The 19,327-nt window shown below is 54.8% G+C and carries 17 protein-coding genes; 12 read left to right on the forward strand and 5 right to left on the reverse strand.

Annotation, left to right across the window (positions count from 1 at the left end):
* Window positions 1-115: 115 nt before the first annotated feature.
* Genes TH19_RS03820 through TH19_RS03835 form a run of 4 tightly spaced genes read left to right on the forward strand, consistent with a single transcriptional unit; the run spans window position 116 to window position 3,981 of the window.
* Complete coding sequence (locus tag TH19_RS03820; protein ID WP_114101008.1) at window positions 116-2,185, forward strand: heme lyase CcmF/NrfE family subunit; 2,070 nt, start codon at window positions 116-118, stop codon at window positions 2,183-2,185.
* Entirely contained in the window at window positions 2,182-2,718 is a 537-nt protein-coding gene (locus TH19_RS03825; protein ID WP_114101009.1) for a DsbE family thiol:disulfide interchange protein, read from the forward strand. Before TH19_RS03820 ends, TH19_RS03825 begins: the two co-directional genes overlap by 4 nt.
* Complete coding sequence (locus TH19_RS03830; RefSeq protein ID WP_114101010.1) at window positions 2,715-3,218, forward strand: cytochrome c-type biogenesis protein; 504 nt, start codon at window positions 2,715-2,717, stop codon at window positions 3,216-3,218. Before TH19_RS03825 ends, TH19_RS03830 begins: the two co-directional genes overlap by 4 nt.
* A gap of 46 nt (window positions 3,219-3,264) precedes the next feature.
* Window positions 3,265-3,981, forward strand: coding sequence for a tetratricopeptide repeat protein (locus TH19_RS03835; protein ID WP_114101011.1), 717 nt, complete (start codon window positions 3,265-3,267; stop codon window positions 3,979-3,981).
* Between the two features lie 6 nt (window positions 3,982-3,987).
* Here the strand turns inward: TH19_RS03835 and TH19_RS03840 are convergent, their stop codons facing one another.
* From TH19_RS03840 to TH19_RS03850, 3 genes are all read right to left on the reverse strand, one after another.
* Window positions 3,988-4,284 (reverse strand): hypothetical protein, encoded by a 297-nt coding sequence (locus TH19_RS03840; RefSeq protein WP_114101012.1) that lies wholly within the window; start codon window positions 4,282-4,284, stop codon window positions 3,988-3,990.
* Between the two features lie 14 nt (window positions 4,285-4,298).
* Window positions 4,299-6,071: a lytic transglycosylase domain-containing protein gene (locus TH19_RS03845; protein ID WP_258547816.1), complete on the reverse strand. Its 1,773-nt coding sequence runs from the start codon at window positions 6,069-6,071 to the stop codon at window positions 4,299-4,301.
* Window positions 6,072-6,383: 312 nt separating this feature from the next.
* Window positions 6,384-7,271, reverse strand: a complete 888-nt coding sequence (locus tag TH19_RS03850) for a uracil-DNA glycosylase (RefSeq protein ID WP_114101014.1) — start codon at window positions 7,269-7,271, stop codon at window positions 6,384-6,386.
* 243 nt (window positions 7,272-7,514) lie between these two features.
* Here TH19_RS03850 and TH19_RS03855 point away from each other — a divergent pair, with 243 nt between their 5' ends.
* The gene (locus TH19_RS03855) at window positions 7,515-9,152 is read left to right on the forward strand and encodes an electron transfer flavoprotein-ubiquinone oxidoreductase (RefSeq protein WP_114101015.1); all 1,638 of its coding nucleotides are present in this window, start codon (window positions 7,515-7,517) and stop codon (window positions 9,150-9,152) included.
* 75 nt (window positions 9,153-9,227) lie between these two features.
* On the opposite strand, the gene TH19_RS03860 is transcribed toward TH19_RS03855, so the two are convergent.
* Entirely contained in the window at window positions 9,228-10,763 is a 1,536-nt protein-coding gene (locus tag TH19_RS03860) for an aldehyde dehydrogenase family protein (RefSeq protein ID WP_114101016.1), read from the reverse strand.
* Entirely contained in the window at window positions 10,760-11,764 is a 1,005-nt protein-coding gene (locus TH19_RS03865) for an NAD(P)-dependent oxidoreductase (protein ID WP_181846300.1), read from the reverse strand. Before TH19_RS03865 ends, TH19_RS03860 begins: the two co-directional genes overlap by 4 nt.
* Window positions 11,765-11,905: 141 nt before the next feature.
* Here TH19_RS03865 and TH19_RS03870 point away from each other — a divergent pair, with 141 nt between their 5' ends.
* The 7 genes from TH19_RS03870 (at window position 11,906) to TH19_RS03900 (ending at window position 19,249) form a co-directional block, all read left to right on the forward strand.
* Complete coding sequence (locus TH19_RS03870) at window positions 11,906-12,835, forward strand: LysR family transcriptional regulator (RefSeq protein WP_114101018.1); 930 nt, start codon at window positions 11,906-11,908, stop codon at window positions 12,833-12,835.
* 223 nt (window positions 12,836-13,058) lie between these two features.
* Window positions 13,059-13,889, forward strand: a complete 831-nt coding sequence (locus tag TH19_RS03875; protein ID WP_114101019.1) for a DUF3100 domain-containing protein — start codon at window positions 13,059-13,061, stop codon at window positions 13,887-13,889.
* A gap of 2 nt (window positions 13,890-13,891) precedes the next feature.
* Window positions 13,892-14,380 carry a hypothetical protein gene (locus tag TH19_RS03880; protein ID WP_114101020.1) on the forward strand — a complete coding sequence of 163 codons (489 nt, stop codon included), beginning with the start codon at window positions 13,892-13,894 and terminating at the stop codon, window positions 14,378-14,380.
* Window positions 14,381-14,484: 104 nt separating this feature from the next.
* Window positions 14,485-15,672: a M20 aminoacylase family protein gene (locus tag TH19_RS03885; RefSeq protein ID WP_114101222.1), complete on the forward strand. Its 1,188-nt coding sequence runs from the start codon at window positions 14,485-14,487 to the stop codon at window positions 15,670-15,672.
* A gap of 88 nt (window positions 15,673-15,760) precedes the next feature.
* Window positions 15,761-16,384, forward strand: coding sequence for a DJ-1/PfpI family protein (locus TH19_RS03890; protein ID WP_114101021.1), 624 nt, complete (start codon window positions 15,761-15,763; stop codon window positions 16,382-16,384).
* Window positions 16,385-16,579: 195 nt separating this feature from the next.
* Entirely contained in the window at window positions 16,580-18,298 is a 1,719-nt protein-coding gene (locus TH19_RS03895) for a tetratricopeptide repeat protein (protein ID WP_114101022.1), read from the forward strand.
* Window positions 18,299-18,319: 21 nt separating this feature from the next.
* Complete coding sequence (locus TH19_RS03900) at window positions 18,320-19,249, forward strand: 4-(cytidine 5'-diphospho)-2-C-methyl-D-erythritol kinase (RefSeq protein WP_114101023.1); 930 nt, start codon at window positions 18,320-18,322, stop codon at window positions 19,247-19,249.
* The last annotated feature ends 78 nt before the right edge of the window (window positions 19,250-19,327 follow it).

The raw sequence follows: 19,327 nt of genomic DNA on the forward strand, positions 1-19,327 counted from the left end.
CAAACGCGTAAGAAAAACCTGACTTTGACGTAACTGTGCCAATCGGTGTCCCGTCACACCACCAGTTCCGCCGCCAGGTATCATCGGGGATTAATCGGGGAAGCCTTAGACGGAGATGCTTGCAGAATTCGGACATTTTGCCCTGCTGCTGATTGTTGCGACAGGGCTTGGGCAAGCTGTATTGTGCAGTCCGTTCTGGCTGCGCGTGCCTGTTCATGCATCATTGCAAGGAAATCCGGTCTTATTGACCGATGCCGGAACGATCACAACCAATGGATCAACAGGTGGCCTGCCCCTGAATTCCCGGGCACATCTGATTATGCCATTTGGCATTCTGGCCATGGCGATCATTGCCCAAGCAGCCCTGTTACATTCCTTCATTATCAGCGATTTCAGCCTGCCAATCGTGGCAGAGGTCAGCCATTCATCGACCCCGCTTCTGTTCCGTATCGGTGCCGCCTTTACGCCTGATGGCGGGGCCATGGTTCTTTGGCTTTTGATGCTGTCACTGGTCAATGTGCTTTTGACCTTGCAGCTGTTCGGTCCGGCAAAATCACCTTATGCGCAAGAAGACGACGGCACGTTGTTTAAGAACGCGATGTCGATTATGGGCCTTCTGATTGCCGTTCTTGGTGTTGCGACATTGATTGATGCAGACCCGTTCCTGCGCATCCCTGTTGCCCCGCTAGATGGCCGGGGCATGAACCCGCAAAGCCAGGACATCTTGCGGGTTCTGCGCGAACCGTTTCTTTATGTCGGACTGGCTGGTCTTGCCGTTATCCATGCCCTGACGCTTTCCGGACTGATCTTTAAGAAATTTGATCGTCGCATTGCCGAAACCTTGCGGTTCTGGACGATTGCATCCTGGCTTTCCCTTGGTGCGGCTATCGCAATCAATGCCTATCGTTCCTATAGCCAGCAGGCATGGGGGAACTGGTGGTATTGGGACACGGCCGAGAACAGCCTTCTGTTGCCATGGCTTTTGACCACCGCCCTTTTGCATTGCCGTGCGGTTCTGGAAAAGACCGAAACGCTTAAAGGCTGGACTGCGTTTCTGGGGCTTTCGGCACTTGCCGTTGGCTGGTTCGGTGTTTACCTGACCCGGTCCGATCTGTTTGGTTCACTCAGTGAAACCCTGAACAAGCCCCATGACAGTGTGGCGCTTCTGATCGGGTTCTGTGTGGTATTTGCCGGTTCTTATTATCTGTTCTGGCGACGCGGCGAAGAATTGGGTGAACCAAGATCGTTTGAACTGGTGTCGCGTGAAAGCAGCATGTTCATCAACAGCGTCATGCTGGCACTTATTGCCGCAGTCGTCCTGATCGGCACGATCTATCCGCTGGTTCTGCGCTGGTTTGATGGCGAGAATATCACGGTTGGCGGTCCTTTCTATGTCGAAGTGCTGGTACCGGTCGTTGTCCCCTTGTTGTTCCTGATGGGATTTGCACCAACACTGCGCTGGCGTCAGGATGAAATGTGGCTGATCGGACGGCGGATGAAGCTTGCCGCCATCCTTTCCGTGATCATTATTCTGTTTGTTTCAATCCGCTTTATTGAACTGTCACCAGCACCGTTGATCGGCATCGGTCTGGCCGGATGGATTTTGACCGCATCGCTGAGTGATCTTTGGGCGCGGCTGTGGCGGCAACCAGATCACGGGGAAAGTAAATATCGCAACCTGCAACTGTTGGGTCCACGGTATCTTAGCATGACGCTGGCCCATATCGGGCTTGCCATCATGTTGGCCGGCGGGGCTGCAAGCAGCATCTGGGAAGAACAGGTTGTTGTCTCGGCCCGCGCAGGCCAAAGCATTCAGGCAGGCCCCTATAACCTTCAATATGAAGGTGTGGCTTTGCTTGCCGGGGAAAACTATGCCACCCGTCAGGCAACCTTCATCCTGTATCGTCATGCCCTTCCTGTGACCGAGCTTTTCCCGGAAATTCGTTATTACCCGATCCGCGGCGTTGAAACCCGCGAAGCCGGTATCTGGCATGGCCGCGATGGTGATCTGCATGTTTCGGTCGGGGATCGGGCCGATGATGGCGGCCGTATCGTTTCGGTACGGTTCCTGCCGATGATGACCTGGGTCTGGGCCGGTATGATTATGATGCTGATTGGTGGCACCTTCAGCATCCTTACACGCATAGTTCTGCGCTTTCAGAAGAATGGAGTTTCCACTTCATGAGATTTTCGCTCGCCGTAATCCCGCTGGTTCTTTTTGCGGCACTCGCCGGGGTGTTCCTGATGAATATCGACAAGGATTCGTCGGTTGTGCCGTCGGTTCTGATTGATAAGCCTGCGCCGGAATTCTCATTGCCCCCGCTGCCCGGACGTGACGCCGGATTATCAAAAGCCGATCTGACCAAGGGCGAAGTATCGGTCCTGAATGTCTTTGCCAGCTGGTGTATTCCATGTCGTGCGGAACATCCGTTGATCAAGCGCCTGTCGCGTGAAGCCGGTGTGCCGGTCTTTGGCCTGAACTATAAGGAAAAAGACCCGCAGGATGGTGTTAAATGGCTTGCAGAACTTGGTGATCCCTATGCGGCAGTCGGCATGGATCTTTCGGGTCGTACCGGAATTGATTTCGGGGTTTACGGAGTTCCGGAAACCTTCATCATCGATGGCACCGGCCAGATCCGCTACAAACACGTTGGTCCGGTGACCGCAGACGTCCTGGAAAAAGTTCTTCTGCCCAAAATCGCGGAGTTAAAAGGATGACCAAACGTCTTCTGATGCTGGTCGGGGCTCTTGGAATTGTGTTGCCGTTGCTGGCATCCGGTCCGGCCATGGCGGTTAACCCCGACGAGATGCTGTCGAACCCGGCCCTTGAAAAGCGTGCCCGCGATATCAGCCAGGAACTGCGTTGTCTGGTCTGTCAGAATCAGTCGATTGACGATTCCGATGCCGAACTGGCGCGCGATTTACGCGTCCTTGTCCGTGAACGGCTGATTGCCGGGGACAGCAACGAAGAAGCCATCGACTATATCGTTGCGCGTTACGGCGACTATGTTCTTCTGAACCCGCCGCTGAAACCTGAAACATACATTCTTTGGGGCAGCCCGGTTGTTTTGGCGTTGCTGGCATTGCTGGCCGTATTTGCATTCTATCGCCGCAAACAGCGCGAAGCATCTGCTGGCACCACCGCATCCCTGTCGCGTGAAGAACAGGCACGCCTTGATGAAATCCTTGGCTCGTCCAAGGGTGACGGAAAAGCCTGATGTTTGAGTTGACCCGAAAATCCAGCCAGCCTGTCGGAGGTGCACGTTGATCTGGGTTGGCCTTTCCGCATTGGCGTTGTTCTGCATGGCTGTCATTTATGTCAGCCTGCCGCACGGCGATGGCAGTGTATTTTCGGTACGCAAAGCGGGATGTGCAATTCTCCCGGTTCTGGTGGCATTCGGTATTTATGCCGTCCTTGGCAATCCGACCTTGCCATCCCAACCCTATGCCGAACGCACCGGGGAAAGGAACCTTGCCGCGGCGGCCGCGGTTGCGGGGAACGTCACCGATCCGAACTATAAAACCGATCAGCAAATCCAAAGATTGCTGAACCAGATCGTTCTGTCGCTTGAAGTTAATCCACGCAACCTTCAGGGCTGGATCGCACTGGCGCGTGGCTCATTACGGCTGGGCAATATCGAACGTGCGGTTGCCGCCTTTGCCCAGGCCTATGCCCTTTCGGGACATAACCCGTTACTGGCCATTGAATATGCCGATACCCGGATTACAGCGCAAAACGGCCTGATCGACAGTACATCGCGTGATCTTGTCCTGCATGCATTGGGACAAATGCCAAACCATCTTCTGGCGCGGTACTATTACGGCATGATGCTGAAACAAAGTGACAAGCCCGAACAGGCTTTGAACGTCCTGCATGATCTGTCTCGGGATTTGCCAAAGGATGACCCGCTTGGCAATGCGACAGACAGCGAAATAAAAGCCCTGCGTGCGCTGCTCGACGCCCGGACAGTCGCACAATAGTGCGGCCTAAGCCCCGAACAGATACAGCACACCAAGAAGTATGGCTGTAATCATCAACAACGTCCCACCAAGTGCGACAAGCTTCATTACCGGATGAAGGTTGGCCAGTTCGCTTTGCCCGGACGCGGAATGATGTTTCGAGCTTTCCTGTTCGGGTGCGCTCTGTTCGTTGAACCGGCGCAGGGCTTCTTCGCCACTCATTGGGGGCATCTTGATACGATCAAGGACCGTTCCCTGTTCCGGGTGACGGTCCCTGTTCTGATGTGCAACCCCATGCGGGTCTTTGGCGTTGTTACCGGTCATGGAACGTTTTGTGCTTAACGTTCTGCCGTCAGACCACTGTCGTCTTCGCCATCCTGCGGCTGATAGGTCGGCCATTGACCGGCCGCCAACAGGTCAAGAGACGGAGTTTCCTGACCAAAGCGCGAACGATACATCCAAAGATTGGCCATCACGCGTTCAATGAACAAACGGGTTTCACGCGACGGGATGCTTTCGATGAAGTAAAGCGGATCGACATTGTCCTTAAGCGCCTTTTGCCAGCGACCAAGATTGCCAATCCCGCCATTATATGCCGCCATCAATTGCAGGAAGCCGTTATCAACACCGTTCTGTTCAAGCAGATGATCAACATATTTCTGCCCAAGCGACAGGTTGATTTCCGGTTCGAAAAGTTCGGCGCGTTTGGCACCGCGATAGCGGGTATTGCCGATATAGCTTGCCGTTGCCGGCATCAGCTGCATCAAGCCGCGCGCACCTGCATGGCTGCGCGCATCGGTGTTAAAACCGGATTCCTGACGCATGAATGCATAGATCAGGGCGCGGTCGACTTCATATCCGCCTTCCGGCGTCCATGGTGGCACCGGATAAAGCGCGTTGACAAACACATCCCCGGTCTTTTGCGCGATATAGCTGCCCAGACGCATGGTCAGGGACGCAAAGTTCGCCGTATCGGTCAGTGCCAGCACTGCACGACGCAGTGCATCGTCGTCCTTGGCAGCTGCCTTGCGCAATTCGCGTTCCGCCTCGTCGCGTTGCCCAACCTGAAGAAGCGACAATGCACGACGACCATGCGGATCAAGCTTCAACTTGTTGGCACGGTTTTCATCAAGTTCAAGGCTGTCCCAGTCAAACACGTCATCGCGACCAAGGGCACGCATCGCAAGCTGCCCATAGAAGGAACGCGGATATTCCGCCGCACGGTTCAGCATCTTGTCGGCATCTTCGAAACGACCAGCGGCCAAATCAATACGCGCAGCCCAGAAGGCACCCGCCGTACGGGTCCAGCTTGATGCGTATTTATTGGTGCTAAGTGCCGCGAAATGCTTGTGCGCGGTATCCATCTTGCCCAGGCGCCAGGCAGTCAGGCCCGCAGTCCAATGCGCCTGTGGCAGATATTTACCCGACCGGTTGGCAGACTCGACCGCCAGTTTCAATGCAAGATCCGGCTTGCCGAAATAATAATATCCCGATGCAATGGATGCGCGTGCCTGATCCTGCTCATAGGCGTCAAACAGGCGTTTGGCTTCCTGACTTTCAAGAACTTCCATAGCACCAGTGGGCCAGCCATTGCCAATCCGGTGACGGATACGGCTTTTAAGTGTGCTCAGTCGCGAACGCTGTGCTGCTGAAAGCTGTTTGGTCGATTTATGGTAATAGGGTTTGATATCTTCGTAATCATACCCGGCACCCGACACGTAATTCCCAACCGGCTTTTTCGGATAGTTTGCCGAACCGCGACGGGTCAGCGCCAGTTTGTAAATACGCGGGGCCTGTGGCAGATCGGCATAGCTTGCCAGCCAGTCACGAAGTTCATTGTAACGCGAACGATAGGCGGTCGGATGCAGGTAACGCTGCGCCAGAACATGCCCCATCAAAACTTTATCAGACAGGCGCGAAATCAGCCGGTCGGCATCTTTCCAGCGACCTTGTTCCTGAACAGAGAAAATCTGTTCGTAAAGTTCTGCATCACGGTCAGAAAGCGGTTTGGGAATAAGGATGGACAGCGCATCGTCAAGTTCGGGATTGCCCAAAGCAGCCTGTTCCTGCGTGTCAGCAACAGCAGGTGACGGCACGGCCATGAATGTCATAGCCCCGAATATCGCGACTAAGAGCCCCTGCCTCAGTGTGGTTTTCACACCCGGCAGGCTTGTTCTTATTGCTTCGATCAAGTTCTAGTTCCCCAACGAGGCTTTATTCCAGCCGCGTGTTTATCCCGAAGCAGTTTGGTCTCGCAACCCGTTGTCTGCGGTGTTCCCCCCGGTACAACGGCGCCTTTTATAGCAGCAATCACCCAAACCGCGAAATCATTTATCTGGAATCAATCACTTGGCGTGGACCTATTTTACGGCACCGACCCTGTGCATATCTCCCATGCGTATGGCAAATTTATCGCCATTTCCTTAAAGTTTTTGTGCAACCGCCCGCAAATCACGCCATGCAAGGCGCTTTTGTTCCGGTGTCCGCAGCAAATAGGCAGGATGGAACATCGCCGTTAAATCGGCCTTGGCGCCATCGGCAAAGATCAGTTCTTTCCAGGTCCCGCGCAGGCGCGTGATCCCGCGGTCTTCTTCCATCAGGGTCTTGGCAGAACTGCCCCCCAGACAGACAACGACCTTTGGCCCGATCAATTCAAGATGACGGCGGACGAACGGTTCACATACCGCAACTTCGGCCGTGGTTGGCTGGCGATTCCCCGGCGGACGCCAGGGCAGAATATTGGTGATATAGACCTCTTCACGCGCCAATCCGATAGACCGCAACATCGCATCAAGCAACTTGCCGCTTGGCCCAACAAATGGCAGCCCCTGCCGGTCCTCTTCTGCACCCGGTGCTTCGCCGACCAGAACCAGTTTGGCCTCGACATTGCCCGTCCCAAAGACCGTGTTGCTTGCCGATTTCTTCAGCGCACAGCCCTCGAACTTTTCAATCGCTTCTTTAAGCTCGTCAAGATTGGTGGCCGCCGCCGCCGCATCACGGGCCGACTGACGGGCTTCATGCGGGGTATCGGAAAGAAGGAAACCGCCATCAGCCCCCGCAGGCACCGGTGCCGGTCCGCCGGCAAGTCCGGCTGGTCTTGCAGCCTGCGCTGGACTACGGTTGCCGCCCGCCTGTGCTTGCGGGGCAAATCCCGGGCGGTTTGCAGCATTGCGGCTCAGACTTTCGGATGCTTTGAAACGGTCAAGTGGTTCGTCAGCAATTGCTTCGTCCACACCCATTTCAAATTGCCAAACCAATGCCTGAAACGGATCGAGATTATTTACATCAAAATCTGTAATTGGATTGCTCATCTACACAAAGGCGGTGTATGTTGCGGCGCACGCGTGATTGGTGCAGTGGATTTTGACCGACTTTAACGATTTTGATCCATATGTACCATATACAAACGCGCGTTAAATCGGTATAGCTATACCGATTAAGCAACAAATGTGAGAAATCAGGGCTTGGGCGAGACCCTGATCGGTGAATACCGGCTTGCTGTCAAACGAACGAAAACAGTTCGACAAGACCGGCAGCCAAAGGAGAGAGGCCATATGGAACGCGAATCCATGGAATTTGACGTGGTTGTCGTCGGGGCTGGTGTATCCGGTCTGTCGGCTGCCATCAAACTGATGCAACTCGCCCAGGAACATGAAAAAGAAATCACCGTCTGCGTGGTTGAAAAAGGTTCCGAAGTCGGCGCACACACCCTGTCGGGTGCGGTGATGGAGCCCCGCTCCATGAATGAACTTTTCCCGGACTGGAAAGAACGCGGCGCACCGCTGAACGTTCCGGCTGGCGAAGACCAGTTCCTGATGCTGAGCGAAACCGGTGCCAAAAAGCTGCCAACGCCGCCGCAGATGCACAACAAGGGCAACTATATCGTCAGCCTTGGCAATGTTTGCCGCTGGCTTGGCGAACAGGCAGAGGCCCTTGGCGTTGAAGTTTACCCGGGTTTTGCCGCCGCCGAAGTTCTGTTTAACGAAGACGGTTCGGTCAAGGGTATCGCCACCGGCGATATGGGCTTGCAGCGTGATGGCACGCCGGGCCCGAACCATGAACCGGGCATGGAACTTCATGCGAAATATACCTTCTTTGCCGAAGGTTGCCGCGGCTCCCTGTCTGAACAACTGATCAAGAAATTTGATCTGCGCAAGAATTCCGATCCGCAAACTTACGGCATCGGCATCAAGGAACTTTGGGAAGTTGCCCCGGAAGTCCATAAAGAAGGTCTGATCCAGCACACCATTGGCTGGCCGCTGACCAAGGACACCTATGGCGGGTCGTTCCTGTATCATCTTGATAACAATCAGGTGGTTGTTGGTTTCGTAATCGGCCTTGATTACGAAAACCCGCATCTGAGCCCGTTTGACGAATTCCAGCGCTTCAAGACCCATCCGAAAATTCGCAAGATTTTCGAAAATGGCCGTCGCATTTCTTACGGCGCACGTGCGCTGAACGAAGGCGGGTTCCAGTCGATCCCTGATCTTGTTTTCCCGGGCGGTTGCCTGATCGGTTGTTCGGCCGGTTTCATGAACGTGCCGAAGATCAAAGGGTCGCACACTGCGATGAAGACCGGAATGCTGGCCGCCGAGGCCGCGTTCGAGGCCCTGACCGCCGACGATGTCCCGGCACAGATGGACAGCTATCCGTCGCGTCTTGAAAACAGCTGGGTCTATCCGGAATTGCACAAGGTGCGTAACATCCGTCCGAGCTTTGCCAAATGGGGCTTCTGGGGCGGGATGGCCTATAGTGCGGTTGATACCTATCTGTTTGGTGGTAAGGCACCTTGGACCTTCAAAAACCACGAAGACCATTCTTGCCTGAAACCGGCAAGCCAGATGCCCAAGATCGACTATCCGAAACCGGATGGCAAAATCAGCTTTGACAAATTGTCTTCGGTCTTCCTGTCAAACACCAACCATGGCGAGGATCAGCCGGTTCACCTGACGCTGAAAGATGACAGCGTTCCGGTCAACACCAACCTTGCCATCTATGACGGCCCCGAGGCACGTTTCTGCCCGGCCGGTGTTTACGAGTTCGTCGAGGACGAAGATAACGGCGGCAAACGCTTGCAGATCAACTCGCAGAACTGTGTTCATTGCAAAACCTGCGACATCAAGGACCCGACCCAGAACATCGTCTGGGTGGTGCCCGAAGGTGGCGGCGGTCCGAACTATCCGAACATGTAAGCTGCTTACAGCTTATCCTCATACAAAAGGGCCGCTTGATGCGGCCCTTTTTCGTTATTGTCTGATGATTGGTTTTCAGTCCGGGGCATAACCAAAAGCGGCTGGCGGATTTGCTGCTGTTTCGGTCCAGACGCTTTTGGGCTGCATATATTCCATCAAACCTTCCTTGCCACTGGACCGGGCATAGCCACTGGCACCGAAACCGCCAAATGGTGACATGACATTGATCGTCTTGTAGCTGTTGATCCAGAACGTCCCGGCCCGAACATTGGCCGCCACACGATGCGCGCGGTCAACGGACTGGGTCCAAACTGCACCTGCCAGACCGAACTTGCTGTCATTAGCGATTGCGACTGCCTCGGCTTCGTCATCAAACGGGATCACCGACAGAACCGGGCCAAAGATTTCTTCGCGTGCGATATTCATATCATTCCGCACATTGCCCAAAACGGTCGGACGCAGGAAATAGCCATCCTGATAGGCATCGCCATCCGGGCGCACCCCGCCAGCAAGCAATTGCGCACCCTCGTCCTGGCCACTTGCAACCAGTCGACGCACAGTCTGATACTGGGCCGCGTTATTGATCGGGCCAATCTGGGTTGCCGTGTCCATCGGATCGCCGACCGGAATGGTGTTTGCACCGGTCACCAGCATATCAAGGAAGCGATCCACCACATTGCGCTGAACCAGAAGACGCGAACCGGCAACACAGCTTTGTCCTGCACCACTGAATATCGCAGCCTGCGCGCCGATCACCGCACGTTTCAGATCCGCATCACCAAACACGATATTGGCCGACTTCCCGCCCAGTTCGAGAACACAGGGCACGATATTCTGTGCGGCCTGGGCGGCGATAATCGCCCCGGTACGCGGTGATCCGACAAAGACAACCTTGCGCGTGGCATCATGCGTGGTTGCCGCAACACCGGTCGTCGCACCAAGCCCGGCCAAAACCGTAATCACACCATCGGGCAGACCGGCCTTTTTCGAAAGGACACCAAGAGCAAGTGATGTAAGCGGCGTCATCTCCGACGGTTTAAGAACCGCGGCATTGCCCGTGCAAAGTGCCGGGGCAAGCTGCCAGCCCGCCGTGAAGATTGGCGCGTTCCAAGGTGTAATTTGTGTGACCACGCCATAGGGTTCGGGACGCGTATAGTTCAAATGACTGGTCGGGACCGGAATAACGTCGCCGTGCAGTTTGTCAGCCCAGCCGGCATAATATTCAAACATCTCGGCAACTTTAAGAACCTCGACCCGGGTATCGCGGATCGGCTTGCCTGCCGTGACGGTTTCAAGAAGTGCAAGTTCTTCAAGGTGATCGCGAACCTGCTGGCCGATGCGCCACATGATCCGGCCACGTTCGGCCCCCGTCATACCCCACCAGACTTTCTGTCCTGCGACGGCGGCATCCATTGCCTGATCGACAACATCAGCCCCGGCATCCTTGAGCGCAAGAAACGCCTTACCAGTAGCCGGATCGATCAGTTCAAACGTATCGCCATTGCCTGGCACCATCGCCCCGTTGACCCAGCTTCCGACTTCCGCGGTCCCAAAAAACGGCACCATTGCCTTGTGATAGTCACGGGCAATCAATTTGGTTTCGCTGGTCATGACTTGGCTCCTGCATGGGTGGGATCACATTCGGTAATTCGGTTAAAGTCGGCATCATCTGCAAGAAGATCAGAACTTTTGCCCCAAATCTGTCCGGCCAGTGCCGAAACAGGCAATGCAACGTCCTTGTCTTTTGCCAGTGCCATGGCAAGGCGCATGTCCTTGCGCATCAGGCCCATGGTAAAGCCGCTGTCAAAGGCACCATTCATCACCCATTTGGGATAATTGACTTCGCTGATCGCACTTCGACCGGAACCGGCATTCAATGCCGAAATCAGGTTTTCGGTGGTGACGCCCGCGGCATTACCAAGCCTGACGGCCTCGCTCATTGTCAAAAGATGGGATGCGACCAGCATATTATTGACGATCTTGACCGCATGTCCGGCCCCGACCGGACCGACATGAGTGATCTTGCCGCCAAGTGACGCAAGAACCGGCATGGCACGCGCGACGTCGGCATCATCACCGCCAACCATCATGGTCAGTTGACCACTATTGGCCCCTGCCGGACCACCGCTGACCGGTGCATCAATCAGGATATGCCCCAAACGGCGCAGGGTCGCGTCAATATCCCGGGTCACATCGGGTTCTGATGTCGTGGTGTCGATCACCAGTCGCGCATCCAGATCGCGGGCAACAAGCCCGTCATCCCCGGTCAGGACCGTTCGGACATGGTTTGCCGTTGGCAGGGACAGGATAATGGTTTTGCAAGCTTCAAACAGCTCGGGCAGGCTGGCGACAATGGTTGCACCGGCGGTTGCGGCTTCTGTTTGACGGTCAGCAGAAAGGTCGAACCCGACAACGGAAAAACCGTCCCGCAACAGGGTCCGGACCATGCCCATCCCCATATTGCCAAGACCGATGACACCAATGGTGCCGGTTTCTGGATTATTCACGAAAATTGCCTCTTTGGTTTCAGACAGCCGGGCGTAATCGGTGAAGACACACTTCTTCCCGTCACAGCACCAAGGCGGTCTGATGTGATTTTTTGATTTTACCATCCGACTTTCCGGTGGATATCGGGCGAACTCAAGATCAATTGGCGGAACATCTTGTTGCCGAAACAGCAACACATATGCTCTGATTAGGTGATCACCCACATACCAAGCCGGTAAGGGTCAACTTTTTGCGCAGCAGCCATCATGAAGATCGACGATAAACCGCTTCGCTATTTCCTTGCCGTGTTTGAAGCCGGATCTATTCGCACGGCTGCCGAAAACCTGCGCATTGCGCCATCGGCCATCAGTCGCCAGATCGCAGCCCTTGAAGCGCATCTTGAAACTCTTCTGATGGAACGTACCAAACGCGGCATCATCTTTACCGAAGCCGGTCATATGGTTGCCGCCCATGCCAGACGCCGGTTCGAGATGGACGAAGCATTTTCAGTCGATCTGGCCGCTGCACGCGGGGCGATTGCCGGGAAGGTCCGCATAGCCACCGGCGAAGGGTTCGTTGTTGATCTGGTCAATCATGTTGTGCGCCCTCTGCGCGACGAGTTTCCCGATATCCGTCTTGAAATCGATGTCGCGGGAACCGAAAAGATCACCCACGGAATCCTGCGCGATGACTACGATATGGGGCTTGTTTTCAATCCGCCGCGCAATCCCGATCTTGAACTTCTGGCCGAGGATCATGCACCGCTTTGCGCCCTTGTCCCGCCGGGATTTGATCTTGCCGACAAGGAAAGCTGTACGCTTTCAGATACACTGAATTATCCGGCTGCCTTGCTGAACCCGCCTTTTGGTGTGGCCAAACTTCTGGCCAATGTCGATCAGGGAAATCGTGTTGCCCATGATGCCTTTCTGACCGCCGATTCGATCAATGTTGCCATCCATTTCGTTCTTTCGGGGGGCGGGATCACGTACCTTCCGGCTTTTGCTGTATCGCGGCAATTGCGCCGTGGCGAGGTCGTTGCAGTCCCAATGACCGACCCGTTCCTTGCCCGGGTTCCATCGCATCTTCTGGTGCGTAAGGGCCGACCAAAAACCGCCGCCGTTCGGGCGGTTACCGGCATGATCCGCGACCGGATGGAGGCATTCGGTTCCGCCTGGTATCCCGAAGAACATTCCTAGCATCCTTCAACCTGTTGCCGTTCCGGCAACAGAAGCATCCCAAAATGGCACTTGCCCAGCCCCCTTCGAGTTTTCATTGTCGGACAAAATTCCGGGTTCAGAAAATGGCAAAAATGTGAAATTTGCCGGCATCCGGATACCACAGGGATGACGCAACCTGTCTGGCTTCTTCGGGACTCCGGACGAGATTGTGTCGAACACGCCACGTCGAGGAGACTTGAAAATGAATGCGCTTCGGGGACAGTTGGAGCTTTGGCGGCTTCATCTTGCCGTGATCATTCTCGGTGCTATTGCCGAATTGATCGGTATCCAGAAAATTTCATTTGGCATCGGCGCCATTTTGCTGCTGCCGTTGCTTTATGCCTTTGTTATGGCCGCACTGATGAACCCGAATGTTATGCCGAAACTCGGCAAATTCATTCGCGAAAAAGAAGTCAAAGCTGCCTCCCCGCTGATCGTTATCGCGATCATGCCCTTCATCGCAAAGTTCGGCACCACCATCGGCCCGGCAATTGAAACCATTATCGAAGCCGGTCCGGCCCTGTTGCTTCAGGAACTGGGTAACCTTGGCACCATCGTTCTGGCCTTCCCGCTTGCGGTTTGGGGCCTGAAAATGGGCCGCGAGGCAATTGGCGCGACCTTCTCGATTGCGCGTGAACCCAACCTTGCGATCATTGCAGACCGCTATACGCTTAAAAGCCCGGAAGGCACAGGTGTTATGGGCGTTTATGTGATCGGCACCCTGTTTGGTACCTTCATCTTTGCCATTCTGGCATCCCTGTTTGCCAGCAGCGGCCTTTTTGACCCGCGTGCCCTTGCCATGGCTTGTGGTATCGGCAGTGGCTCGATGATGGCGGCTTGCACCGGTGCATTGACCGAAGTTGTTCCGAACATGAAGGACGAAATCCTTGCACTGGCCGGGGCCAGCAATCTTCTGACCTATGCGACCGGCCTTTATGCGGGCCTGTTCATCGCACTTCCGATTGTCGAAAAACTTTATAACGCGACCGCTGGCAAAAATGATCTCGCCACCGCGAACAAGAAGGAGGCTTGATCATGTCTGATAGCGCAGTTGCAATGGAACGTACCCGTCCGAACATCAATCTGACTGATCACGCCGTCACCCTGATCATTGTGTGCCTTGTCGGTCTGGTCATGAACACTGTTGGTCCGGCCATTCCGCTGGCAGATGGTTTTGTCGGCATGGTCGTGATTTATCTGATCTCGATGGTCGGTTTAATCCTGACCCGTTTTGCGCCTTTCTATCTTCCGAGTGTGGCCTGGATTTCGCTGGTCGGGATCGTTGCGACCCTGCCCTGGACACCGGGCTCGGAATGGATCGTTGCACAGGCCAAATCGGTTAACTTCCTGGCGCTTGCAACCCCGGCCCTTGCCTATGCCGGTTTTGCCATCGCCAAGAAAGAAATCGAAGTCGCCAAGCATTCCGGCTGGAAACTGGCACTGGTTGCCTGCCTTGTATTCCTTGGCACCTATGCCGGTTCTGTTCTGGTTGCCGAATTGATCCTGCGTCTTCAGGGTTCTTGATCATCTACCCCATAAACGGGGACAATTGCGTCCCCGTTTATCCTGCGGGTTCTTGTTTGCAAACTGACAAACCCGCCCTTTCTGACACGCTACAGAGTATGCAGATGACTGTCTCCAATTGCTCCCCTCATCCTCGTGCCACCGAACTTGCTGATGAGTTTAAATCCTGGCGTCATCATTTGCATACTCATCCCGAAACCGCGTTTGAGGAAAAGCTGACCAGTGCTTTTCTTGCGGAAAAGCTTGCATCCTTTGGCCTTGAAGTTTCAACCGGCATGGCCAAAACCGGGGTGATCGCAACCCTGAAAGGCAACAAGGGCAACGGCAAGCGGATCGGGCTGCGCGCCGATATGGACGCGCTTGATATCCATGAACTGACCAATCTGCCCTATGCATCCAAGCATCCGGGCAAGATGCATGCCTGTGGCCATGACGGCCATATGACGATGCTGCTTGGTGCTGCAAAAATCCTGTCCGAAGCCCCCGATTTTGCCGGAACCGTTGAATTCATTTTCCAGCCTGCCGAAGAAAACGAAGGCGGCGGTCGTGAAATGGTCAATGAGGGGCTGTTTGAGAGCCATCCGGTCGATGCCATTTTTGGCATGCATAACTGGCCCGGACGTGATGTTGGCACCATGGCGATGAAAGCCGGTCCGATGATGGCCAGCTATGACATCTTTGAAATCAATATTGACGGCAAAGGCTGTCACGCAGCCATGCCCCACCTCGGCCGCGATCCGATCACAGCCACCGGGCAGGTCTTGCTTGCCCTTCAGACCATTGCCGCACGCAACGTCAATCCGCTTGAAAGTGCGGTAATTTCGCCGACCCAGATTTTCGGCGGTGACACCTGGAACGTCATTCCTGACACCGCAACCATTCGCGGCACAGTTCGGACATTCTCCCCCGCTGTTCAGGATCTGGTCGAAGAACGCCTGAAGGCCGTTGCCAAATCAACCGCAGAGGCTTTTGGCTGCTCGGCCCGTGTGATGTATCAGCGCCGCTATCCGGCAACAATCAACAGCGAAGCCGAAACCGCCATTGCACGGGCTGCTGCCATCCGGGTCGTTGGCACCGACAAGGTTGATCCCAATCCGGAATCATCGATGGCCAGCGAAGATTTCGCCTTCATGCTGAATGAAAAGCCGGGAAGCTATGTACTGCTTGGCAATGGTCCGACCGATGGCAACTGTTTGCTGCATAACGCGGCCTATGACTTTAACGATGAAGCCATCCCCTATGGCGTGACCTATTGGATCACGCTGGTAGATGAATATCTTGGTGCACGTTAAGCAAATCAGCCATATACAAGTTTTTCCTTGTGCAGGTTTCAATCTGCGCGTTCAATAGCCGCCCTTTTTCAACGGCGGTTAGACGGACATGAAGATTGCAATCGTGACACTCGACGGTTTCAACGAGATCGACAGCTTTGTTGCCCTGTCGATCCTGAACCGTGCCAAGGCCGATGGCGTGACCGCTGCGATCACAGCACCCGGTGAAACCGTAACATCGATGAATGGTGTCACCGTTTCGGTGCAAAAGCCGATGTCCTTTGTCCGCGAAGCTGATGCCGTATTGCTGGGAAGTGGCATCCATACCCGTACTCATATTGATGACACGGCAATCATGCGCGAACTTGCCCTTGATCCGTCACGCCAGTTGATTGGCGCGCAATGTTCCGGGGTTTTGTTCCTGTATCGTTTGGGTCTTTTGCCAGCAACCATCACGACCGACACCAAAACCCGCCCGCTGCTTGCGCGGACCGATACCGTGGTTGAAGATCGCCCGCTTGTTGCGCAGGGCAATATCGTCACCAGTGGCGGCTGCCTGTCTTCAAGCTATCTGGCCGGATGGTTTCTGACCAAGGCGGTTGGTATCGACAAGGCAATGTCGGTTCTTGAAACCGTTGCCCCGGTCGGTCAGCGATCACAATTTGGTAAACAGGCGCGCGAAATCATTGGCAAACAGCTTGATGTTCCGGCCAAACGGCCACTTTATTGCTAGGCCGACACCCTCATAATCCGCAGTTTTCCACACTTTTACCGTAACAGCACGTCGGCAATCGGATTTGCCGCTGGGGACTTGTTGCAAATGCTTTGCCTTATAATTGCCGACTGAGTAGGCTAAACCCGAAATTCAGCATGGTGTTGATCAGATCATGACAGCACCGACCCGGAATTGCGGACGCAGGACAAGCCTTTGAAACGTCAACTGTTACACATCATCATTCCGATGACGGCACTTGCTCTTTCGGCCTGTGGCACGATGCCCCGGCAAACCGAAAAGGTCGAGTTCCAGTATCCACAATCCGATGGTTTTTCGGGCAATTTCCTTGCGGGCAAGGCAGCCCAGCTTGAAAACCGGTCGAACTATGCCGCACAGTATCTTCTGCGCGCCCATGAACTTGAACCCGATAATGCCGAACTGCGCCGCCGGGCGTTTCTTGCACTGATCAGTGATGGTCGCATTTCCGATGCCAGTGCCATCGCAAGCCAGCTGCAACGCGAAAATTCCGAAGATTTGTTTGCCGCCTTGACTGTCATGGATACCGCAATCCACGAGGACCGGTATCAGGATGCGATTGATGTAGTCTCGGCCTTGCCGCAACGTGGCATTAATGCACTGATTGCGCCGCTGGCAAAGGCTTGGCTTTACGCCGGTTTGAACAAGAAAACCGAGGCACTGACATCCCTTGATGAGATGCAGGGCAACGGTGCACTTAGCCCGCTTTCGGAATATCACCGTGGTTTAATTCTGGCCTATTTCGATGATCTGAACGGGGCAGAACGCGCCCTTGCCAGTGCCTATGGCGATCCCGCCGATGCGCCGCTTCGCGCCGCCGAGGCGCTGGGTGCGGTTTATGAACGCAAAGGTCAGGTCCAGAAAGCCGCCCTTCTTTATCAAAGCTATATGGATCGCCATCCGCAATCCCTTGCCATGCCATACCACCTTACCCGTCTGGACCGTGGTGAACCGCCATTGGCGACCATGCAGACACCGGCAAGCGGCCTTGCAGAAGCCTATCTTGATATCGCGACCCTGCTTAGTCAGGAAAATGCGGTTGATCCGGCACTTTTGATGGCGCGCTATTCCCTTGCGCTGCGTCCCTATGATGACATTACCCGCCTTCTGGTCGGTGAAGTCATGGAAGTTCAGGAACGCTATGACGCGGCCATCACGGTTTATAGTGCCATTCCCCATGATTCCCCGCACAGCTGGAATGCGCGTCTTCGCACAGCATCCAGCCTTGAACAGGTCGGGCAGGCAGACAAAGCCATCGCCATCCTCAAAGACATGGTTGCCGAACGCAAAGACCGCCCGGATGCCTTGATCCAGCTTGGTGATATCCTGCGCATTCAAGGTGACTATGCCGGTGCGGCAGATGCCTATGACAAGGCGATTACACGTCTTGGCGGCGACACCGTTGTTGGCTGGCGATTGCTGTATCGTCGCGGCATTGCCCATGAACGGGCTGGCGACTGGAAAAAGGCCGAGTCCGATTTCCTGCTTGCACTCGAAATGGAACCTGAACAGCCCTATGTCCTGAACTATCTCGGATATAGCTGGGTCGATATGGGCCTGAATATCAAACAGGCAGAAGACATGCTTAAACGGGCTGTCGAATTACAGCCTGATGACGGCTATATCGTCGACAGTCTTGGCTGGGTTTATTACAAACTCGGCCGGTTTGAAGATGCCGTCGAACAGCTTGAAAAAGCGGTTGAGCTTAAACCCGATGATCCGACCATCAATGATCATCTTGGGGATGCCTATTGGCAGATCGGGCGCTATCACGAGGCACGTTTCCAGTGGCACCGCGCCCTTTCATTCAATCCGACAGAAGAATTACGGACCACCGTCGAAGCCAAACTTAATGGCCAGGTCCCAAATGTTGCGCCGATTGTCGTAAACAACTGAGCTACTCGGGAAGAAACATCCATGTCTGCGACCTATAGCGAACAGGCACCGGCAAAGATCAACCTGTTCTTGCATGTTACCGGCAAACGTGACGATGGCTATCACCTGCTTGAAAGCCTTGTCTGCTTTACCGCTACGGGTGACGTTCTAAGTGGTGAGTGCCGCGATGATGGTGCAATCAATCTGACCATTACCGGCCCGATGTCGGCAAGCCTTGTACTTGATGACACCCGTGACAACCTTGTCGTGCGCGCAGCCCGCCTGCTTCAGGATGAAAGCGGTACGGCGCTTGGTGCTGATCTTGTTCTTGACAAGCGCCTGCCGGTCGCATCGGGCATTGGGGGTGGTTCTGCCGATGCGGCGGCGGCAATCCGTCTTCTTTGCGATATGTGGCAGCTTGATCTGGACCAGAAGGCCCTTGCACGCATTTCCCTGACACTTGGTGCCGATGTGCCGGTTTGCCTGCATGGCAAGACATGCCTGATGTCAGGCATCGGCGAAGAATTGACCGACTTGCCTGATCTTCCGGAAATCCCGATGGTCTTGATCAATCCGGGCAAGGCAGTTTCCACACCGGAAATTTTCAAGACCCGCGAGGATGAAGGCTTTTCGATTTCCGGTCTTTGGGACATTGAACGCGAATTTTCCAGTGGCGCGTCACTGGCCGACGCATTATCCGACTGCGGCAATGACCTGACACTGGCTGCGACCAGTATCCTTCCCGAAATTTGCGATGTGCTTAATGCGCTGGCCCGTGAAGAAGGCTGTTTGCTTGCCAGAATGTCGGGCAGTGGTGCCACCTGCTTTGGGATTTACGACACCAAAGAGCAGGCAGAAAAGGCCGCAAATGCCATTGCTTCACAGCATGTTGACTGGTGGATTTCTCCGACGCAAACCCTGTGCGAACAGACCCGCGAGCTGTCAAATATCGGGGCATCTTTCCCGGACTGAGGCCGGGATAAAAAAACCTTGAAATAGAGGGTTGCACTCTTGTCGCGGGGACGCTATTTTCCGCGCCACACACGCTGA

Source organism: Thalassospira profundimaris (genome assembly GCF_003326675.1).
Taxonomy (GTDB): Bacteria; Pseudomonadota; Alphaproteobacteria; order Rhodospirillales; family Thalassospiraceae; genus Thalassospira; species Thalassospira aquimaris.

What these genes read in the sequence shown, in the direction of transcription:
- TH19_RS03875 (WP_114101019.1), top strand. Translation starts at nt 13,059, where the DNA reads ATGAATGCGCTTCGGGGACAGTTGGAGCTTTGGCGGCTTCATCTTGCC.
- TH19_RS03890 (WP_114101021.1), top strand. Translation starts at nt 15,761, where the DNA reads ATGAAGATTGCAATCGTGACACTCGACGGTTTCAACGAGATCGACAGC.
- TH19_RS03870 (WP_114101018.1), top strand. Translation starts at nt 11,906, where the DNA reads ATGAAGATCGACGATAAACCGCTTCGCTATTTCCTTGCCGTGTTTGAA.
- TH19_RS03845 (WP_258547816.1), bottom strand. Translation starts at nt 6,071, where the DNA reads ATGACATTCATGGCCGTGCCGTCACCTGCTGTTGCTGACACGCAGGAA.
- TH19_RS03860 (WP_114101016.1), bottom strand. Translation starts at nt 10,763, where the DNA reads ATGACCAGCGAAACCAAATTGATTGCCCGTGACTATCACAAGGCAATG.
- TH19_RS03840 (WP_114101012.1), bottom strand. Translation starts at nt 4,284, where the DNA reads ATGACCGGTAACAACGCCAAAGACCCGCATGGGGTTGCACATCAGAAC.
- TH19_RS03830 (WP_114101010.1), top strand. Translation starts at nt 2,715, where the DNA reads ATGACCAAACGTCTTCTGATGCTGGTCGGGGCTCTTGGAATTGTGTTG.
- TH19_RS03850 (WP_114101014.1), bottom strand. Translation starts at nt 7,271, where the DNA reads ATGAGCAATCCAATTACAGATTTTGATGTAAATAATCTCGATCCGTTT.
- TH19_RS03885 (WP_114101222.1), top strand. Translation starts at nt 14,485, where the DNA reads ATGACTGTCTCCAATTGCTCCCCTCATCCTCGTGCCACCGAACTTGCT.
- TH19_RS03865 (WP_181846300.1), bottom strand. Translation starts at nt 11,764, where the DNA reads ATGGTAAAATCAAAAAATCACATCAGACCGCCTTGGTGCTGTGACGGG.
- TH19_RS03855 (WP_114101015.1), top strand. Translation starts at nt 7,515, where the DNA reads ATGGAACGCGAATCCATGGAATTTGACGTGGTTGTCGTCGGGGCTGGT.
- TH19_RS03820 (WP_114101008.1), top strand. Translation starts at nt 116, where the DNA reads ATGCTTGCAGAATTCGGACATTTTGCCCTGCTGCTGATTGTTGCGACA.
- TH19_RS03900 (WP_114101023.1), top strand. Translation starts at nt 18,320, where the DNA reads ATGTCTGCGACCTATAGCGAACAGGCACCGGCAAAGATCAACCTGTTC.
- TH19_RS03880 (WP_114101020.1), top strand. Translation starts at nt 13,892, where the DNA reads ATGTCTGATAGCGCAGTTGCAATGGAACGTACCCGTCCGAACATCAAT.
- TH19_RS03825 (WP_114101009.1), top strand. Translation starts at nt 2,182, where the DNA reads ATGAGATTTTCGCTCGCCGTAATCCCGCTGGTTCTTTTTGCGGCACTC.